The 15536-nt window shown below is 67.3% G+C and carries 13 protein-coding genes and 1 tRNA gene; 7 read left to right on the forward strand and 7 right to left on the reverse strand.

Annotated elements, in window-relative coordinates; all coding sequences use genetic code 11:
• The 5 genes from G4D86_RS35525 to G4D86_RS35545 form a co-directional block, all read left to right on the forward strand.
• The coding region (locus tag G4D86_RS35525; protein ID WP_163998570.1) for a non-ribosomal peptide synthetase at positions 1–3028 on the forward strand (3028 nt) is incomplete at its 5' end.
• Positions 3029–3036: 8 nt separating this feature from the next.
• Positions 3037–4059, forward strand: coding sequence for a hypothetical protein (locus G4D86_RS35530; protein WP_163998571.1), 1023 nt, complete (start codon positions 3037–3039; stop codon positions 4057–4059).
• A gap of 25 nt (positions 4060–4084) precedes the next feature.
• The gene (locus G4D86_RS35535; RefSeq protein WP_163998572.1) at positions 4085–5791 is read left to right on the forward strand and encodes a thiamine pyrophosphate-binding protein; all 1707 of its coding nucleotides are present in this window, start codon (positions 4085–4087) and stop codon (positions 5789–5791) included.
• 484 nt (positions 5792–6275) lie between these two features.
• Positions 6276–6737: a VOC family protein gene (locus tag G4D86_RS35540; RefSeq protein WP_163998573.1), complete on the forward strand. Its 462-nt coding sequence runs from the start codon at positions 6276–6278 to the stop codon at positions 6735–6737.
• 321 nt (positions 6738–7058) lie between these two features.
• Entirely contained in the window at positions 7059–7217 is a 159-nt protein-coding gene (locus G4D86_RS35545) for a helix-turn-helix domain-containing protein (protein WP_240360663.1), read from the forward strand.
• Positions 7218–7270: 53 nt separating this feature from the next.
• Here G4D86_RS35545 and G4D86_RS35550 read toward each other — a convergent pair whose 3' ends face one another.
• Positions 7271–7531 (reverse strand): hypothetical protein, encoded by a 261-nt coding sequence (locus tag G4D86_RS35550; protein ID WP_163998575.1) that lies wholly within the window; start codon positions 7529–7531, stop codon positions 7271–7273.
• A gap of 249 nt (positions 7532–7780) precedes the next feature.
• Here G4D86_RS35550 and G4D86_RS35555 point away from each other — a divergent pair, with 249 nt between their 5' ends.
• Together G4D86_RS35555 and G4D86_RS35560 are read left to right on the forward strand one after the other, a co-directional pair.
• Positions 7781–7927, forward strand: a complete 147-nt coding sequence (locus G4D86_RS35555) for a hypothetical protein (protein ID WP_163998576.1) — start codon at positions 7781–7783, stop codon at positions 7925–7927.
• A 249-nt stretch (positions 7928–8176) separates the two neighbouring features.
• Positions 8177–8782, forward strand: coding sequence for a TetR/AcrR family transcriptional regulator (locus G4D86_RS35560; protein WP_163998577.1), 606 nt, complete (start codon positions 8177–8179; stop codon positions 8780–8782).
• A 4-nt stretch (positions 8783–8786) separates the two neighbouring features.
• On the opposite strand, the gene G4D86_RS35565 is transcribed toward G4D86_RS35560, so the two are convergent.
• The 6 genes from G4D86_RS35565 to dnaG all read right to left on the reverse strand — a co-directional run bounded on the left by G4D86_RS35565 (position 8787) and on the right by dnaG (position 15437).
• Positions 8787–9638 (reverse strand): NmrA family NAD(P)-binding protein, encoded by an 852-nt coding sequence (locus tag G4D86_RS35565; RefSeq protein WP_163998578.1) that lies wholly within the window; start codon positions 9636–9638, stop codon positions 8787–8789.
• The gene (locus G4D86_RS35570) at positions 9635–10474 is read right to left on the reverse strand and encodes an SGNH/GDSL hydrolase family protein (protein WP_163998579.1); all 840 of its coding nucleotides are present in this window, start codon (positions 10472–10474) and stop codon (positions 9635–9637) included. Before G4D86_RS35570 ends, G4D86_RS35565 begins: the two co-directional genes overlap by 4 nt.
• A gap of 316 nt (positions 10475–10790) precedes the next feature.
• A tRNA-Ile gene (locus tag G4D86_RS35575) sits at positions 10791–10863 on the reverse strand.
• Between the two features lie 72 nt (positions 10864–10935).
• On the reverse strand, positions 10936–11316 hold the full coding sequence (locus G4D86_RS35580) for an MGMT family protein (RefSeq protein ID WP_163998580.1): 381 nt from the start codon (positions 11314–11316) through the stop codon (positions 10936–10938).
• 84 nt (positions 11317–11400) lie between these two features.
• Positions 11401–13533: an RNA polymerase sigma factor RpoD gene (gene rpoD / locus G4D86_RS35585; RefSeq protein ID WP_163998581.1), complete on the reverse strand. Its 2133-nt coding sequence runs from the start codon at positions 13531–13533 to the stop codon at positions 11401–11403.
• A gap of 92 nt (positions 13534–13625) precedes the next feature.
• Positions 13626–15437: a DNA primase gene (gene dnaG / locus G4D86_RS35590; protein ID WP_205519988.1), complete on the reverse strand. Its 1812-nt coding sequence runs from the start codon at positions 15435–15437 to the stop codon at positions 13626–13628.
• Positions 15438–15536 lie beyond the last annotated feature (99 nt).

The raw sequence follows: 15536 nt of genomic DNA on the forward strand, positions 1-15536 counted from the left end.
GGGGCCCGAGGTCCTGGTGGGTCTGTGCGTCGAGCGCTCCCTGGAGCTGGTGGTGGGGCTGCTCGGCATCCTCAAGGCGGGAGGTGCCTATCTCCCGCTGGATCCGAGCTACCCCGAGGAGCGGCTCACCTTCATGCTGGAGGACACGGGCACGCCCCTGCTGCTCACGCAGCGCCATCTCGTCGACCGGCTCCCGGCGCGGCGCCCCCAGGTGCTCCTCCTGGACGAGGAGCCGCCCTCCTTCCATGGCAAGCGCGTCGACGCGCCAGTGAGCGGGGCCGGGCCGGACAGTCTGGCCTATGTGGTCTACACCTCCGGCTCGACCGGTCGTCCCAAGGGCGTCTGCGTGGTGCACCGGGGCGTCGCCCGGCTCGTCAGGGAGACGTCCTACGCGCGCTTCTCCGAGTCCGAGACGTTCCTCCAACTGGCCTCCCTTTCCTTCGACGCCTCGACCTTCGAACTCTGGGGGCCCCTGCTGAACGGGGGCCGGCTGGTCGTGTTTCCCGCCGAGCGACCCACGCTGGCGGCGATCGGCGAAGTCGTACGCAGCGAGGGTGTGACGACGCTCTGGCTGACCGCCAGCCTCTTCAACACGGTGATGGATGCGCAGCCCGAGGTGCTGCGGCCGCTGCGCCAGCTCCTGGTAGGCGGCGAGGCGCTGTCGGTCCCCCATGTGAGGCGGGCACTGGAGGCCCTCCCCGGAGTCCGGCTCATCAATGGCTACGGTCCCACGGAGAGCACGACGTTCGCCTGTTGCCACACCATCACCGAGGCGGATGGCATCACGTCCATCCCCATCGGACGACCGATTGCCAATACAGAGGCCTACGTCCTCGACCGCCATGCGCAGCCCGTGCCCCTCGGCGTCGCAGGCGAGCTGTACCTCGGCGGCGAGGGTCTGGCGCGTGGGTATCTGAACCGACCGGAGCTCACGGCCAGCGCGTTCGTTCCCCATCCGTTCTCAGCCGATCCGCGAGCAAGGCTCTACAAGACGGGCGACCTCGTCCGTGTCAGGTCCGACGGCCACCTGGAGTTCCTGGGCCGGCTCGACCATCAAGTGAAGCTCCGCGGCTTCCGGATCGAGCTGGGAGAAATCGAAGACCTGCTCGGGCGGCACCCGTCGATTCGCGAAGCGGTGGTGCTGGCGCGAGAGGACGTGCCCGGCGACAAGCGGCTGGTGGCGTACCTCGTGGCGCACGAGGGAGCACTGCCCGGTGCGGGTGAGCTGCGCGGCTACCTGCAAGGCAAGCTCCCGGAGTTCATGGTGCCGGCGGCGTTCGTGGAGCTTCCCGCCCTGCCTCTGTCGTCCAACGGCAAGGTGGACCGCAAGGCCCTGCCGCCACCCGACCTGTCCACCACCGACCCAGAGCGGACCTTCGTGGGCCCCCGCACGCCGGTGGAAGAGGCGTTGGGGGCCCTCTGGGCGGAGTTGCTCGGCGTGCCACGTGTGGGCGTCTTCGACAGCTTCTTCGCGCTCGGGGGCCACTCCCTGCTGGCCATGAAGGTCATCGGCCGGGTGCGAACGGCCTTCGGTGTCGACGTGCCTCTGCGGGCCCTGTTCGAGGGGCCCACCCTCGCCGCGCTGGCCCAGCACGTCGAGGCCGCCCTGGGCACGAAGGATGACGCGGGGGCCATTGAATCCCCTTGGTCCGCCCGGGTCCTGGAGCCGCCGGTCCTGGTTCCGGCCCGAGCCTCCTATCCGCTCTCCCCCTCACAGCGAAGGTACTGGCGCGACTACGTCCGTACTCCCCAGCGGACCTGGTCCAACATCTCCGCCGTGGTCCCGCTCGGCGGAGCGCTCCTCGCGGAGCCCATCGAACGCGCGATCAACCTGCTGATCGCGCGCCACGAGAGCCTCCGCACCGCCTTCCCGCTGGAAGGGGGCGAGCGCGTGCAGGTCGTCGCGGACGAGGCACGCTGCGTCCTGGCCGTCACCGACCTGACCCCACTCGAGCCAGGGCTCCGGGCGAGCGCACTCGCCGACATCCGAAACACGGAGGCGAACCGCCTGTTCGACCTCGAGACCGCGCCCCTCCTCCGCGCGCACCTGGTGCAGGCCGGCGATGGGCGCTCCCTCCTGTTCATGACGGGCCACCACCTCATCGTGGACGGCTGGTCGCTGTTCCTCATGCGCCAGGAGCTCGCGGCCCTCTATGCGGAGTGCGCGACGGGGCGCCCCAGCATGCTCGAACCGCTGAAGCTCCAGTACAAGGACTTCTCCGAGTGGCAGAACCGGCTGCTCGCGCAAGGGGCCTTCGAGCCGGACCGGCGATACTGGCTGGAGCACCTCGCGCCACCGCTTCCGCCAATCCCTTTCGCGGACTTCATCCACGCGGAAGGCGGCGGAGACCGGACGGGCGCCGCCTATCGGGTCCTGCTTCCCGCCCCCCAGTGGGAGCAGGTCAAGCACGCGGCCGGGGTGCTCGGCGTGAGTCCCTTCGTCGTGCTCCTCACCGGATTCTTCACGCTCATCCACGACCAGGACGGGAGCCGCGACATCATCATCGGCACGCCGGTCAACGGACGTGACGCGAATCACTTCCCCTCCCTCATCGGTCTGGCCATCAACCTGGTGATGCTTCGCGTCCGGTTCGCGGACGACGACACCTTCGCCTCCTGCGCCGCCAAGGTGCAGGGCGCGCTGCTTTCGGCGATGCAACACCAGAGCTATCAGAACGACAGGATCCTCGCGGATCTCGGCTTCGAGCCTGACGCGGACAGCTTCGCGCTCACCACGTCCTTCTTCAGTGCGCTCAGCGTCGAGGAGCCGGTGAACCCCGGCTTCAGGGCCGCGGGTTCGGCGCACGAGGTCCTGCCCACCGAGGTCCGCTTCGATGCCATGTGGTACGCGGTGGAATACAGCGACGGCATGGTCCTCGACTGCCGGTACCGCGGAAGCCTCTTCCCACGCGACGTCGTGGAGAAGCAGGTCGCACGCTACCTGGAACTTCTTGAACACCACCTGTCCACGCCCCGGGCGCGCATCGCGTCCCCGGCGCGGCAATCCCTCTCATCCCCACAAAGGTAGACCCACACATGACCCCTGCCTTCAAGCCCGCCGTCGCCGTCGATTATGAGTTCACGCCCGAGGAGAAGCAGCGCTTCACCGAGGCCCTCTCCTCCATCCCCGCGAATCCCTACACCGCGTTCCCCGCGTTCCAACTGGCGGTCCGCCAGCTCATCGCGCAGGAGCGCGTGCCTCACAGCTTCGTCGACGTCTGCCGCAAGGCCCGGGCACGGGACCTGGTGGCGCACCCCTTCCACTTCCTCACCAACTGCCCCATCGACGAGGGCGTCCCGCCCTTCGATTTCGAGCGGCCGGTCCAGTCCAAGTACGAGCTGAAGAAGACGTTCATCGGTGAGGGCTTCCTCATCACCTACGCGGAGCTCATGGGCACGCCGTCCATTGGCTACACGAACGTGAACGCGGGCGACATCGTGCACGACATCTACCCGCAGAAGGCCCTCTACAAGAGCCAGTCCCAGAAGACGCTCCTGCCGATTGGCTTCCACAAGGACCTGGCCAACCACTTCGTCCGGCCGGACTTCGTCAACATCCTGGGGATGCGCAGCCACGCGGAGAACGAGATCCTCACGACCTTCGTCCGCAACAGCGACCTGCTCCAGTACCTGGGGCCGGACATCGAGCGGATCCTGCGCGAGCCGAACTTCTATACCCCGTACGACGACCTCACCACGTACAACGACAAGGACGCGCGCCTGGGGGATGCCGCGATGCACCCCGTCGTCCAGGGCAAGGTCGACTTCGTCTATTTCGAGAACCGCACCATCGCGTACTCGGACGAGGGCAAGGCGGCGATCGTGAAGCTGAACGAGGCCCTGCACGCCCTCAAGGGGCGGGTGCTGATGCGCCCGGGGGATTTCGTGAGCAGCTCCAACAACACGGGCCTGCACGGCAAGGACGTGGGGGAGATCCGGGATGCGTACCAGCACAAGATCCGCTGGAGCATCAAGACGGTCAATGTCTCCGACCTGGAGCAGCACCGGCAGCACTACAAGGAATACGTGCCAGGGCACTACGCGGTGGTGAATGGCTGAGGACGGCGCGAAAGGCAATCATCCCATGAAGCGCACGTGGAACACGGGCTCCGACACCTTCGTGGAGTTCCTCAAGCGCGCGGGAATCGAGCGCGCCTTCGCGGTCACCGGCGGCGCGGTCATGGACTTCGTCGATGCGCTGGAAGCCTGCCCTGGCATTGAGCTGCAATGCTTCCAGACCGAGCAGGGCGCGGCCTGGGCCGCGATGGGCTACACCCAGCTCACGGGCAAGCTGTGCGTCGTCACGGCGACCTCCGGGCCGGGCGCGACCAACCTCATCACCCCTCTGTCGGACGCGCTGCGGGACAACATCCCGCTGCTCGTGGTGACGGGACAGGTGGCGCGCACCGCCCGGAACACGGACGCGTTCCAGGAGCTCAACATCACCGAGGTCGCCGCCCCGGTGGCGAAGAAGGTGGCCTACCTGGAGCGCATGGAGGACGCGGCCGAGGTGCTGGCCGACGCGGTCCGCGTGGCCTTCGACGGCCGGCCCGGCCCGGTGCTCATCGACTTCCCCAGGGACCTGCAGCAGCAGCGCCAGCCCCCGCCGCCGCCCCACGCGCCGCCCGCCACGGCGGCGAAGCCGCGGCCCTCGTCCCCGGAGCTGGAAGAGGTCATGGCGTGCCTGCGTCAGGCCGAGCGTCCGGTCATCATCGCCGGCCATGGCGTGGTGATTGCCGGGGCCCGGAATGAGCTGCTGCAACTGCTGGAACTCGCGCCCATCCCCGTGGTGCACACGCTGCCGGGCAAGGCGGCGCTGCCGAGCACCCACCCAGGCTGCTACGGGATGGTGGGGATGCACGGGTTCTATGTCCCGAACTGGATCGTCGACAACGCGGACCTGGTCATCTCCCTGGGCTCGCGGTTCGACGACCGCATCACCAGCAACACGGGCACCTTCGCGCCGCATGCGAAGCGGCTCATCCATTTCGACATCGCCCGGGAGCAGGTCCAGAAGGTGATGCCGGAGCGGAAGCTGGGCGTGGTCGGGGACCTCAAGCACACCCTGCGTGAGCTGTTGACCCTGCTCGTGGGGGAGCCCCGGAGCTACGCGCCGTGGCATGCGCGGATCGCCGCCGTCCGCGAGCAGTACCCGTCCACCTACAAGTCCCGGCCGGACACGCTCCAGTGCCAGCGGGTGCTGGAGCAGCTCAACGCGGCGGTCCGGGAGCACACGGCGCGCAGCGGCCAGCGGGTGGTCTACACGACTGAGGTGGGCAGCCATCAGATGTGGGCCGCGCAGCACGTGGAGATGCGGCCGGGCTCCGAGTTCCTCACCTCGAGTGGACTGGGGTGCATGGGCTCCGGGCTCCCCCTGGCGCTCGGGGCGCAGATCGCGGACCCCGACGCGCTCGTCATCTGCCTGGCTGGAGATGGGAGCCTGCGCTTCTCCGAGGCGGAGCTGGAGACGGCGTGGGAGTCCGGACTGCCGGTGAAGGTGCTGCTCTTCAACAACGACGGGTACGGCATCGTCCGGATGTGGAACAACCACTTCTATGAGGGCCGGAAGACAGGGGTCGTCAAACAGGGCAAGCAGTGGACCACGCTGGCGCGGGGCAACGGCTTCACGGACGCCCACGTCGACCGCGTGGAGTCACCCGCCGACCTGCGCCGGGTGCTCGACAGGGCGGTCTCCCACCGGGGCCCCCACTTCATCGAGCTCGTCACCCCGTACGAGGACTGCCTGCCGCTGATTCCGCCCGGCAAGGCGTTCAAGGACATCATGCTCTGAGCCGGAGGCGCGTCCGCCGGGGGCCGTGGTTCGAACCGCGGCCCCCGGTGGACAGGCCCAGGCCCTCCGGGTCGAGGCGCGCCCGGTACCTGGAGTGGGCGGAGCGCACCTCATGGGAGCGTGGCCAGGGCCGGCGTGTCCCCAAGTGGGCTCAAGCGGCCTCTGCACCGGCCTGGCACACAACTCGGACGACCCCGTCAGCGGCCCTCCTCGTCCTCTCTGCTCCAGCCCGCCACCCTCAACAGAGTCCCTTTCCGTCTCATGCTCCTTCGGGCCTGTGCCTTGGGCTGAGCGGCGACGCGGTCCAGGTGGGCAACTGCAGCCTGACGCCCTCGCAGCTGTGGACCTTCGGGGCGCCCTGACCTCGCCTCGGGGCGTGTGTGCCCTTGAACGGCGCGGGAAGAACCACCGCCAGCCAGTCCATCCAGTGCGGTATGGAAGCGAACGGCAGCTTCCTCAACCTCGCGCTCACGGAGTAGCAATCATGCCCAGCAAGCTCGCACCGTTTCTCTGGTTCAACGACAACGCGGAAGAAGCCGCTGAGTTCTACCTCGGCGTCTTTCCGCATGCGCGCAAGGTGAAGGAGCTGCGCTCGAAGGGCGTCGGGCCCTGGCCGGAAGGGAAGATCGCGACCATCGTCATCGAGCTCGAGGGCCAGGAGATGACATTCATGAACGGCGGGCCCGCGCACCAGCTCACGCCCGCGTTCTCGTTCTTCGTGCGTTGCGATTCGCAAAAGGAGCTCGACGCGTACTGGGAGAAGCTGATGGCGGGGGGTGGCAAGCCCATGGCCTGTGGCTGGCTGACCGACCGCTTCGGCCTGTGCTGGCAGGTGGTGCCACGCAATGTCGAGGAGCTGTTGAGCCATCCCAAGGCCATGCAGGCCATGATGGGCATGATCAAGATGGACATCGCGGCGCTGGAAGCCGCGGCGCGCGAGAGCTGAGCACTCAGCGCTGGTGGTGCGCGACGTCACCGAGGACGTCCATGCCGCCCATCGCGCAGACGCCGCTGGAGAGATTCCCGAGGCGCCAGGCGGGGTAGGGGAGTGGGCCCTCCTGGATTCGAACCAGGGGCCAATCGGTCATGAGCCGGGGTGGGGCCGGTTGGCAGGGGTTCGCAGGCCCTGGCACTGGCGCGCAAAGCTGCGGAAAGGACTGAGGCTTCCCAGGGCGCGGGGGCGGCGCCGGTTGGCACCGTTTCCACGGTTTCGACTCGCCGTGGTGCGCCGGTGGTGCGGAACATGGTGCGGCCGGTGGCCTCGCCGATGCTCACGGTGCGCGAGGTGGCGGAGGAGTTGGCCGTTTGCCGGGCCACCGTCTACGCGCTCCTTGAACGCGGGGAACGGGAGCGGGTGTGGGTTGGGCGGTCCATTCTCATCCCGGTCGCGTCGCTGGAGGCGCTCCTTGCCCGAGGGCGGTGCTGATGCTCCGGGGACAGGGCCGGGAGGGTTTCCCGGCCCCGTCTCCTCGGGTCTGCTCAGGGGAAGGCCAGCGCCTCCTTCTCCGGGGCCACGTGCCCGCCGGGGCAGTTGTAGTAGCAGGCGCTCTCCGATTCCTCGCAGATGTAGTGGAACTCCGGCGGGTTGTTCTTCAGGCAGAGCTTGTAGGCGTTGAGGCAGGACTGCTCACACGGCGGAAGTGCCTGCTGCGCCACGTCCTGGCGCGGCTCCGCTTCGACACCGCCACAGCCGAGTATCAGTCCCACCGACGTCAGTCCCGCGATGATTACCAAGCGCACACGTCCTCCCGACTCCAGGGTTTGACCGCCGCGCAAGGCTAGCACCGGGAGCGAGGAGGGCCAGGGATACGGCATCTTCTGGCGCATGCGGAAGAGCCTGGCGTTGCTGTGGGTATGCGCGGTGGGGCTGGGGTGCCGGGGCGGGGAACGGGAGATGGCGAAGGACGCGCCGAAGGCGCTGGATTGCAGCGCGACCTACGTCGCCTGTGGTTGCGGCTGCTGCGGCGGGGCGGAGTCGGCGAAGGTGCAATGCCTCTCCTGCGCCAAGGGGACGACCTGAAGGCCCTCATCGACGCGGACCAGAAGGCCGCGAAGGCCCCCCAGTGCGCGATGGCGGGGTGCTCCACCGGGACGAAGTACGTGTACTGCGACGCGCAGGGGACGCCGCCCGGATGAACCTCCGGAGACCTCCAGGGCCGTACCTCCAGGGCCGTTTTGAAGCCCTGTCACGGGTGTCCTCACAAGGGGGCCCTCCAGCGGCTCTTCCTGGCCCCTCTTCACCTTCCCGCCGCCCTCAACAGGGCTCCTATCCGCCCTATACTTCGGATCGTACTTTCAAGTATTCACATGGTTCCAAGTCCTGTTCGCCTGGCGTTCGGTGGCTTGAGCTGTCCCTGGCGTGGGAGTCCCTGAACAGGTCCGCAGATGAAGAACGAAGAGAGCATGCAGAGCCGCCGCCAGCCGCGGCAGGAGCGCTCGCGGCAGACGGTGGAGGCCGTCCTCGATGCCGTCCCCAGAGTGCTCAAGAGGCACGGAGCCGGAGCGGTCACCACCAACCGCATTGCGGAGGTGGCGGGGGTCAGCATCGGCTCTCTGTACCAGTACTTCCCGGACAAGCAGGCCATCTTCAATGCCCTTCATGAGCGCCATGTGGAGGATGTGAAGCACCGAATGGAGCGTGCCGTGGCCCAATGCGCCTCGAGCACCATCGACGAGTTTGCGGCCTGCCTGGTGGAAGGACTGGCGGATGCCCACATCATAGAGCCTGAGCTCCACGAGATGATCTCCGCCGCAGTCCCGGCTTCCTCGCTCGGGTTCAAGGAAGCCCTTCAGATGGCATTCGAGCTGGTGATTCCGTCGCCCGAGGTCGGCACGTCCCGCCCGCATGCGGGCGACCGGAGGTTGTTCGTCCTGCCTCACCTGGTCGAGGCGCTGGTACACGCTGTGCCCCAGGCGCGCCCTCCCTTCACGGTTGATCGCGCCAAGGGCGAAGTCATCCGGACGGTCCTCCATTACCTGGACCGGCCATGACCCCTCACTGAAAGGCTTCGGCGTTCTGATTGAGCCAGCGGTCGAAGGCGAGGGGCTTGCGGCCGAGGATCCGCTCAACGCTGTCAGAGACAGTCGTCAGTCTGCCGTCTCGGATGGCACGCCAGATGTCCACAAGCGCGTCCGCATACTGCCGGCCACCCCCGTATCCGAGTGCAGCCTCGTGGGCTTCTTCGTCTGAGAGCTCCTCGTAGCGGACCTCCTTCCCAATGACCGCGCCAATCTTGGCCGCCATGGCTGCGTAGCTCAGCGCCTCGGGTCCGGTGACCACCAGTGACTCTCCCATGTGCTCGCCCGTCGTGAGTGCGTGAGTGATGACGTCGGCGAGGTCGTCGGGATGAATGAATGCGATCCTCCCCTGCCCGGTAGAGGAACGGAGGACCCCCTCCGTGGCAATCGACTGAGCCCAACCGAGCACGTTCGACATGAAGGCGGCTGACTGGATGAACGTGTACGGCATACCGCTCTGCCGGACCGCGTCCTCGCCGCGCGCGTGCCATGGGCCGGTTCCCACCCCGGTCCGGACGTCCAGCGTCGAGAGCTTCACCATGTGCTTGACACCCGCATCCACAGCGACCTGAACGACGACCCGGTCCCGACCGGCGAGGCGTGGCCCGCTGTTGAGGAGAAACACGCCGTCGCTGCCGGCGAGTGCCTTCCGTAGAGCGGGGCCTGGCCTGGCCAGGTCGCCGACGTGCATGTCGACCTCGTCGCCGAACAGCGCCCGTGCTCGGGCTGCATCCCGGACAAAGACGCGGGGACGATGCCCACCTCTGATGAGGCGATGGGTGACGAGAGAGCCGATATTGCCTGTCGCGCCAGTAACCAAGAATGTCATTGAACGCGGCTCCAGGTTCGCATGAGCTCAAGGACGACCTTTCGCTGACCGGCAAGCGAAAGGTGCAGGCCATCCTCCGCGAAGAGCTCAGGCGGTGGAGCTGCGCCGAAGGCCGCAAAGAGGTCAACCGTGGGCTCCTCGAGGGCACGGATGGCCTCCGCGACACGGCGGACGTCCTCGTTGCGGAAGTGGACTCCGAAGCGGGACAGCCCCCAGTGCTTCGACACGCGATCCTCAAGGACCGGGGGAGGCGTAATCCACAGGCGACGTGCCTGCGTCCCCTGTGCAGCACGGGAGCGAAGCTCCTCGAGGTTGCGCGCAGTCTCACGGGCGTCAACGAGAGTCTTGCCCGCGTTCGGGCCTTGAGTCCGCGCGTCATTCACGCCGATGAAGAAGATGATCCAATCCGGCTCCTGGATGAGGGTGTTCCCCATCCGCACCAACCCATGCGTGGTCGTCTCACCGCCTACAGCGTTGATGGCCACTGAGACCTCATCCTGGGGACGCTGAGCAGCCACCAGCTCCCGGAGAATGACCGCCCAGGATTGAGGATCTGCCGTGTGACTGTCGCCGAACGTGACAATGCGTGCGCTCTTGCGCAGCGGTAGTTCTTCCAGCATCCGGCTGAACTCGGGTTCCGCGAGCAGCTCCTGTGCGGCTTCTCTTGCGCCCTTCTGGCTCTGAGCGAGCTCGGCGCGGTACGTCTCCGGCTCGAGGCCGAGCAAGGCGGCGCACGTCTCGGCAGATACTTTGCCGCCGCCCGGAAGCGACGAGACGGTCCTCTCCGGTTGAAGGACCTTCACGAGCCAGCGCCTCTGTTCAGTTGACCATTCCATGTGCTCCATCTCCGGTGATTGGGGAGGCATAGAGGTACCGGACAGGGGCCGCACGGTCAGCTCGCGTTGCCCCGCGGCCAAACCCTTGAAATGACTCCTTCCTTACGCAGCGGCGAGTGACTTGCTCAGGTTCCACTTCCACGACCTGCGCCACACCACGGCAACGCTGCTGCCCGCCGGGGAGTCCCATGCAGCGGTGCTCCCGCTGGCCGTGGGCGGCCCGCATGGTGCGCCGGTGGTGCGGAACTTCGTGGCGGCGGATTTTCGCCCCGATGCCTCGGAGGTGATTCGAGCGTCGGTGCGCGGGGTAGGGGAGTGGGCCCTCCTGGATTCGAACCAGGGACCAATCGGTTATGAGCCGACAGCTCTAACCGCTGAGCTAAGGGCCCCCAAAGACACAACAGCCACCGCGAGCAAGGTGAATAACCCTCCGCGCGCGTTGCTGGCAAGGGGGGCGGTCTTCACCCGCGCCCGTCCTCGTCCACCTTCACGCGGAACACCTCGCCGCGCTGCCGCACCTCCACCCCTTCCGCGCGCAGGCGCTTCGCCTGCTCGTGCGCCACCATGGGGGCCAGCGTCCCGTCCGAGCGGATGACACGCCACCAGGGGACGTCGCGCTGCCGCGCCGGGGGCAACCCCGTCAGCTCATGCCCCACGCCGCGCGCCGCGCCGGGACGCCCCGCGTAGAGCGCCACCTGTGCGTACGAGCGCACCTGCCCGCGCGGAATCGCGCGCGTCGCCCGGAACACGGCTTCCGAGAAGGGCGGTCGCTGCTCCGGTCCGGACTTCGACTCGGGCTTCACCTTCGACTCGGGCTTCACTCTCTTCGCGCGCGCGGCCATGGCGCTTGAGACTCTAGAAACACGAAGGCCCCCGGTCCACGAATGGGAGCGGGGGCCTTCAGTGCTCAACGCTTCAGCGCGGGCTCAGCTCTCCACGAAGGAGCGCAGGCGCTTGGAGCGGCTGGGGTGGCGCAGCTTGCGCAGCGCCTTGGCCTCGATCTGACGGATGCGCTCGCGCGTCACCTCGAAGTCCTGGCCCACCTCTTCCAGCGTGTGGTCGCTCTTCTCGCCGATGCCGAAGCGCATGCGGAGGACCTTCTCCTCGCGAGGCGTCAGCGTGGCCAGCACCTTGCGGGTCTGCTCCGCCAGGTTCATGTTGATGACCGCGTCCGCCGGCGACACGAGGCTCTTGTCCTCGATGAAGTCGCCCAGGTGGCTGTCCTCTTCCTCGCCAATCGGCGTCTCGAGGGAGATGGGCTCCTTGGCAATCTTCAGGACCTTGCGGACCTTGTCGAGCGGCAGCTCCATCTTCTCCGCAATCTCTTCCGGCGTCGGCTCGCGGCCAATCTCCTGCACGAGGTAGCGGCTGGTGCGGATGAGCTTGTTGATGGTCTCGATCATGTGCACCGGGATGCGGATGGTGCGGGCCTGATCGGCGATGGCGCGGGTGATGGCCTGGCGGATCCACCACGTGGCGTACGTGGAGAACTTGTAGCCGCGCTTGTACTCGAACTTGTCCACGGCCTTCATCAGGCCGATGTTGCCCTCCTGGATGAGGTCCAGGAACTGCAGGCCGCGGTTCGTGTACTTCTTCGCGATGGAGACCACGAGGCGGAGGTTGGCCTCCACCAGCTCGCTCTTGGCGCGCTCGGCGCGGCGCTCACCCAGGCGGATGGCGTCGTAGTTGCGGCGCAGCGACTCGACGGGGAGGTTGGCCTCCTCCTCGACCTTCTTGATCTTCCGCACCGCCGTGCGCACGTCGCGGTCCAGGACCTCGAGCTGCTCGGGCGTGAGGTTGAGCTGCTTCTGCAGCTTCTTGCCGATGTTGGGGTTCTCCCGCGACTCCTTCAGCTGCGGGCGAAGCTCCTTCATGGAGATGCCGTAGCGACGCTCCAAATCACGGAGCTCGTCCTCGGCCTTGTCCACGCGCTCGATGAGGGCCTTCAGGTTGATGACGATGCGGTCAACCTGCTTCTTGTTGAGCCGCATCTCCTCCAAGACCTCCATCATCTTGGTCCGGAGGTCCTTCATCTCCTGCTTCAGTTCCTTCTTGCGAACCTCGGTCAGCTTCTTCTTGGAGGCGAGCTCCTCCTCCAGCACCTCGCAGTCCTTGGCGAACTTGCGGAAGCGCTCGATCTGCTTGCAGATCTGCTCGATCTTGTTCAGCTCGCTCTGCGCGAGCTGCGCCGGCGCGTCGCCCTCGCCGACCTCCTCGGGAGCCTCGTCGGCGCCCTCGGCCTGGGCCTCTTCGGGCGCGTCCTTGATGACGTCGCGCACGCGCAGCTTGGCCGTCTTCAGCTTGTTGCCGATGTCGAGGATCTCCTCCACGGCCACCTTGCAGGCGAGCAGGGCGCGCAGGACTTCCTTCTCGCCCTCCTCGATCCGCTTGGCGATCTCGACTTCGCCCTCGCGCGTGAGCAGGCTGACGCTGCCCATCTTGCGCAGGTACAGGCGCACGGGGTCGTTCGACTTGCCACCCGGCTCGTCGTCCTCGTCCTTCTCGTCCTCGTCGGCGTCTTCCTTCTCCTCCTCGACGGTGACGGTGGGCTTGATCTCGTTGTTCTGGGCGGCCTTCTGCGCGTCGACAATCTCGATGTCGTTGTCGCCGAACATGCTCATCACGTCGTCGATCTGATCGGACGACACGATGTCGGCGGGGAGCGCGTCGTTCACCTCGTCGTAGGTGAGGAAGCCCTTCTCACGGCCCGCGGCGAGCAGGTCCTTGACCTCCTTGCGCTCGGCGACCGGATCCTCCTCGACGTCGTCCTCGACGGCGTCCGGGTCCACCTGGACGGCGGCGGCAGCCTCCTCCGCGGCCTCCTCGGGGTCCACGTCGTCGGACATGGTGGAGGTGACGCCCTTCTTCTTCTTGAGCTTCTCGGTGGCCTCGGCGATGACCGCATCCTTCGCGGCGAGTGCCTCCTTCTCCTCCGTGCTCGCCTTGGTCCCCTTCGCCGAGGTCGCGGAGCTCTCCGGAGCCTTCTTCTTGCGGATCACCGGATCCACCTTCTTCTTGGTGGGCTTCACGGACGCCTTCGAGGGCTTCTGCGTCGGCATTCGGGTACTTCTCCTTAGGAAATTCAGGGGCTTGAGGCCAGGGGCGAGCCGGCCGATCTACCGCAAAGTCAGGGTTTCTTACAAACGCGAACTCAAACCGGTTGCATGGGCGCCTTTGTTCCCGAGGAGGCGGGCTTCAGCTCCTCCAGGACACGCTTCTTGAGGGCCAACAGTTCCACGCGCTCCGAAAGGAGCTGGCGCGTCTCCTCTGTCAGGTCGAACGCCCCCGCCGTCTGCTCCGTCGCCCGCCTTATATAAATGAGGCGCTCGTCAATGCGCCGCACCATGATTTCCCTGCAGATGTTCGAGAAGTCATGCTCCAGCGTCATCCCCTGCTCGGGGAGCTGGCGCCAGGCTTCCTCGACGGCGCGCTTCACTGCCTCGGACGCCTCGTAGAGCGCATCCTCGGTGCCATGGCCGGACGTGGCGTGAGCAAGCGCCATCCGCAGGCCCATGTGGGACAGTTCGTCACAGACGCGGAAGGTGTCCCGGGCGAGCAGGCGGGCGTCCCTGAGGACGGAGGCGACGTAGAGCGTCTCCAGCCAGGGTGGCGGCTTCTCGGTGGGGCGGGGCTGCTGCTGCGCGGGCGTGGCGTGCTGCTGGGGGCCCACGGTGGTGGGCTTGGGGCGCAGGTTCTTGAGGGAGTCCTCGACGATGGAGGCCGTCCAGCCGAAGTGGGACGCGAGGGCCTCGAAGAGGTCCTTGCGCACCAGCCCCGGGGGAACCTGGGCGACCATGGGCTTGATCCTGTCGAGCGCCGCCATCTTCTCCTCGAAGGGGGAGCGGGTGCCGTCCGGGAGGACGGTGGAGAACAGGTGCGAGGTGAGCGGCTGCGCGCTCTCGAGCAGCCGCTCCACTCCTTCCAACCCTTCACGGCGCGCGAAGGTGTCCGGGTCGTCTCCCTGGGGCAGCAGCGCCACTCGGGCGTCCGCTCCCGCGGCGAGCAGGGGACCGGCAAGTCGCTCGACCGCGGCAAGGCCGGCCTTGTCGCCGTCCAGCAGGAGGAACAGCCGCTTTGCCTCTGCACGCTTGAGCACCTGGAGGTGACCCGGCGTGAGGTTGGTAGAGCACAGCGCCACCGAGTGGCGCACGCCCACCTGGTAGAGGCCGATGCAGTCGAAGTAGCCCTCGACGAGGATGGCGGCCTTGCGCTTGTGCACCTCGTCGCGGGCCTGGTTCATCCCGAAGAGCGTGTCGCTCTTGTTGTAGATGCGGGACTCGCGCGAGTTGAGGTACTTGGGCCCGTCATCCGAGCCCACCAGCCGGCCGCCGAAGGCGATGGCGCGCCCCTCTGGCGAGCGGATGGGGACGATGAGCCGGCCCCGGAAGAAGTCGATGTAGCCCTCGCCGGTGGAGCGCGGCGTCACCAGGCCCGCGTGCTGACCCCACTCGAGCATGCCCTGCTTCTGGAGCCGGTCCGCCAACAGGCTCCAGGAGTTGGGTGCCCAGCCCAGCCCGAAGGCCATGGCCGTCTCCTCGGACACGCCCCGGCTGGCGACGTAGGCACGCGCGGCGCGGCCTTCGTCCTGCTGCCACAGCAGGGTGCGGAAGTGCTCGGCGGCGAAGTCCGTGGCCTCCTTCACGCGCTGCCGCTCGCGGACGCTCGGGTCCTCCTCGGCCTCCACGTCGATGCCCAGTTCACGGGCCAGGTCCTTCACCGCGTCGACGAACGTCTTGCCCAGGTAGCGCTGGACGAAGGACACCGCGTCGCCGCTCGCGCGGCAGCCGTGGCAGAAATAGAAGCGCTTCTCCGGCACCACGTAGAAGGAGGGAGTCTTCTCCTGGTGGAAGGGGCAGCAGGCCTTCCACTCGCGCCCGGACTTCTTCAGCTCCACGTGGCGTGAAATCAGGCCCACGAGGTCGACCCGGTCGAGAATCTCCTGGATTTTGTGTTCCGGAATCACGGCTCCCACCCCCTGGCCCACGCACAGGTGGGCGCACGCCTGACATCATCGCAGCCCGGGCTGACGTCTCCCGTCCGCCAGGCGACCTGGCGGATCCTG

It is taken from the genome of Pyxidicoccus caerfyrddinensis (genome assembly GCF_010894405.1).
Lineage (GTDB): Bacteria > Myxococcota > Myxococcia > Myxococcales > Myxococcaceae > Myxococcus > Myxococcus caerfyrddinensis.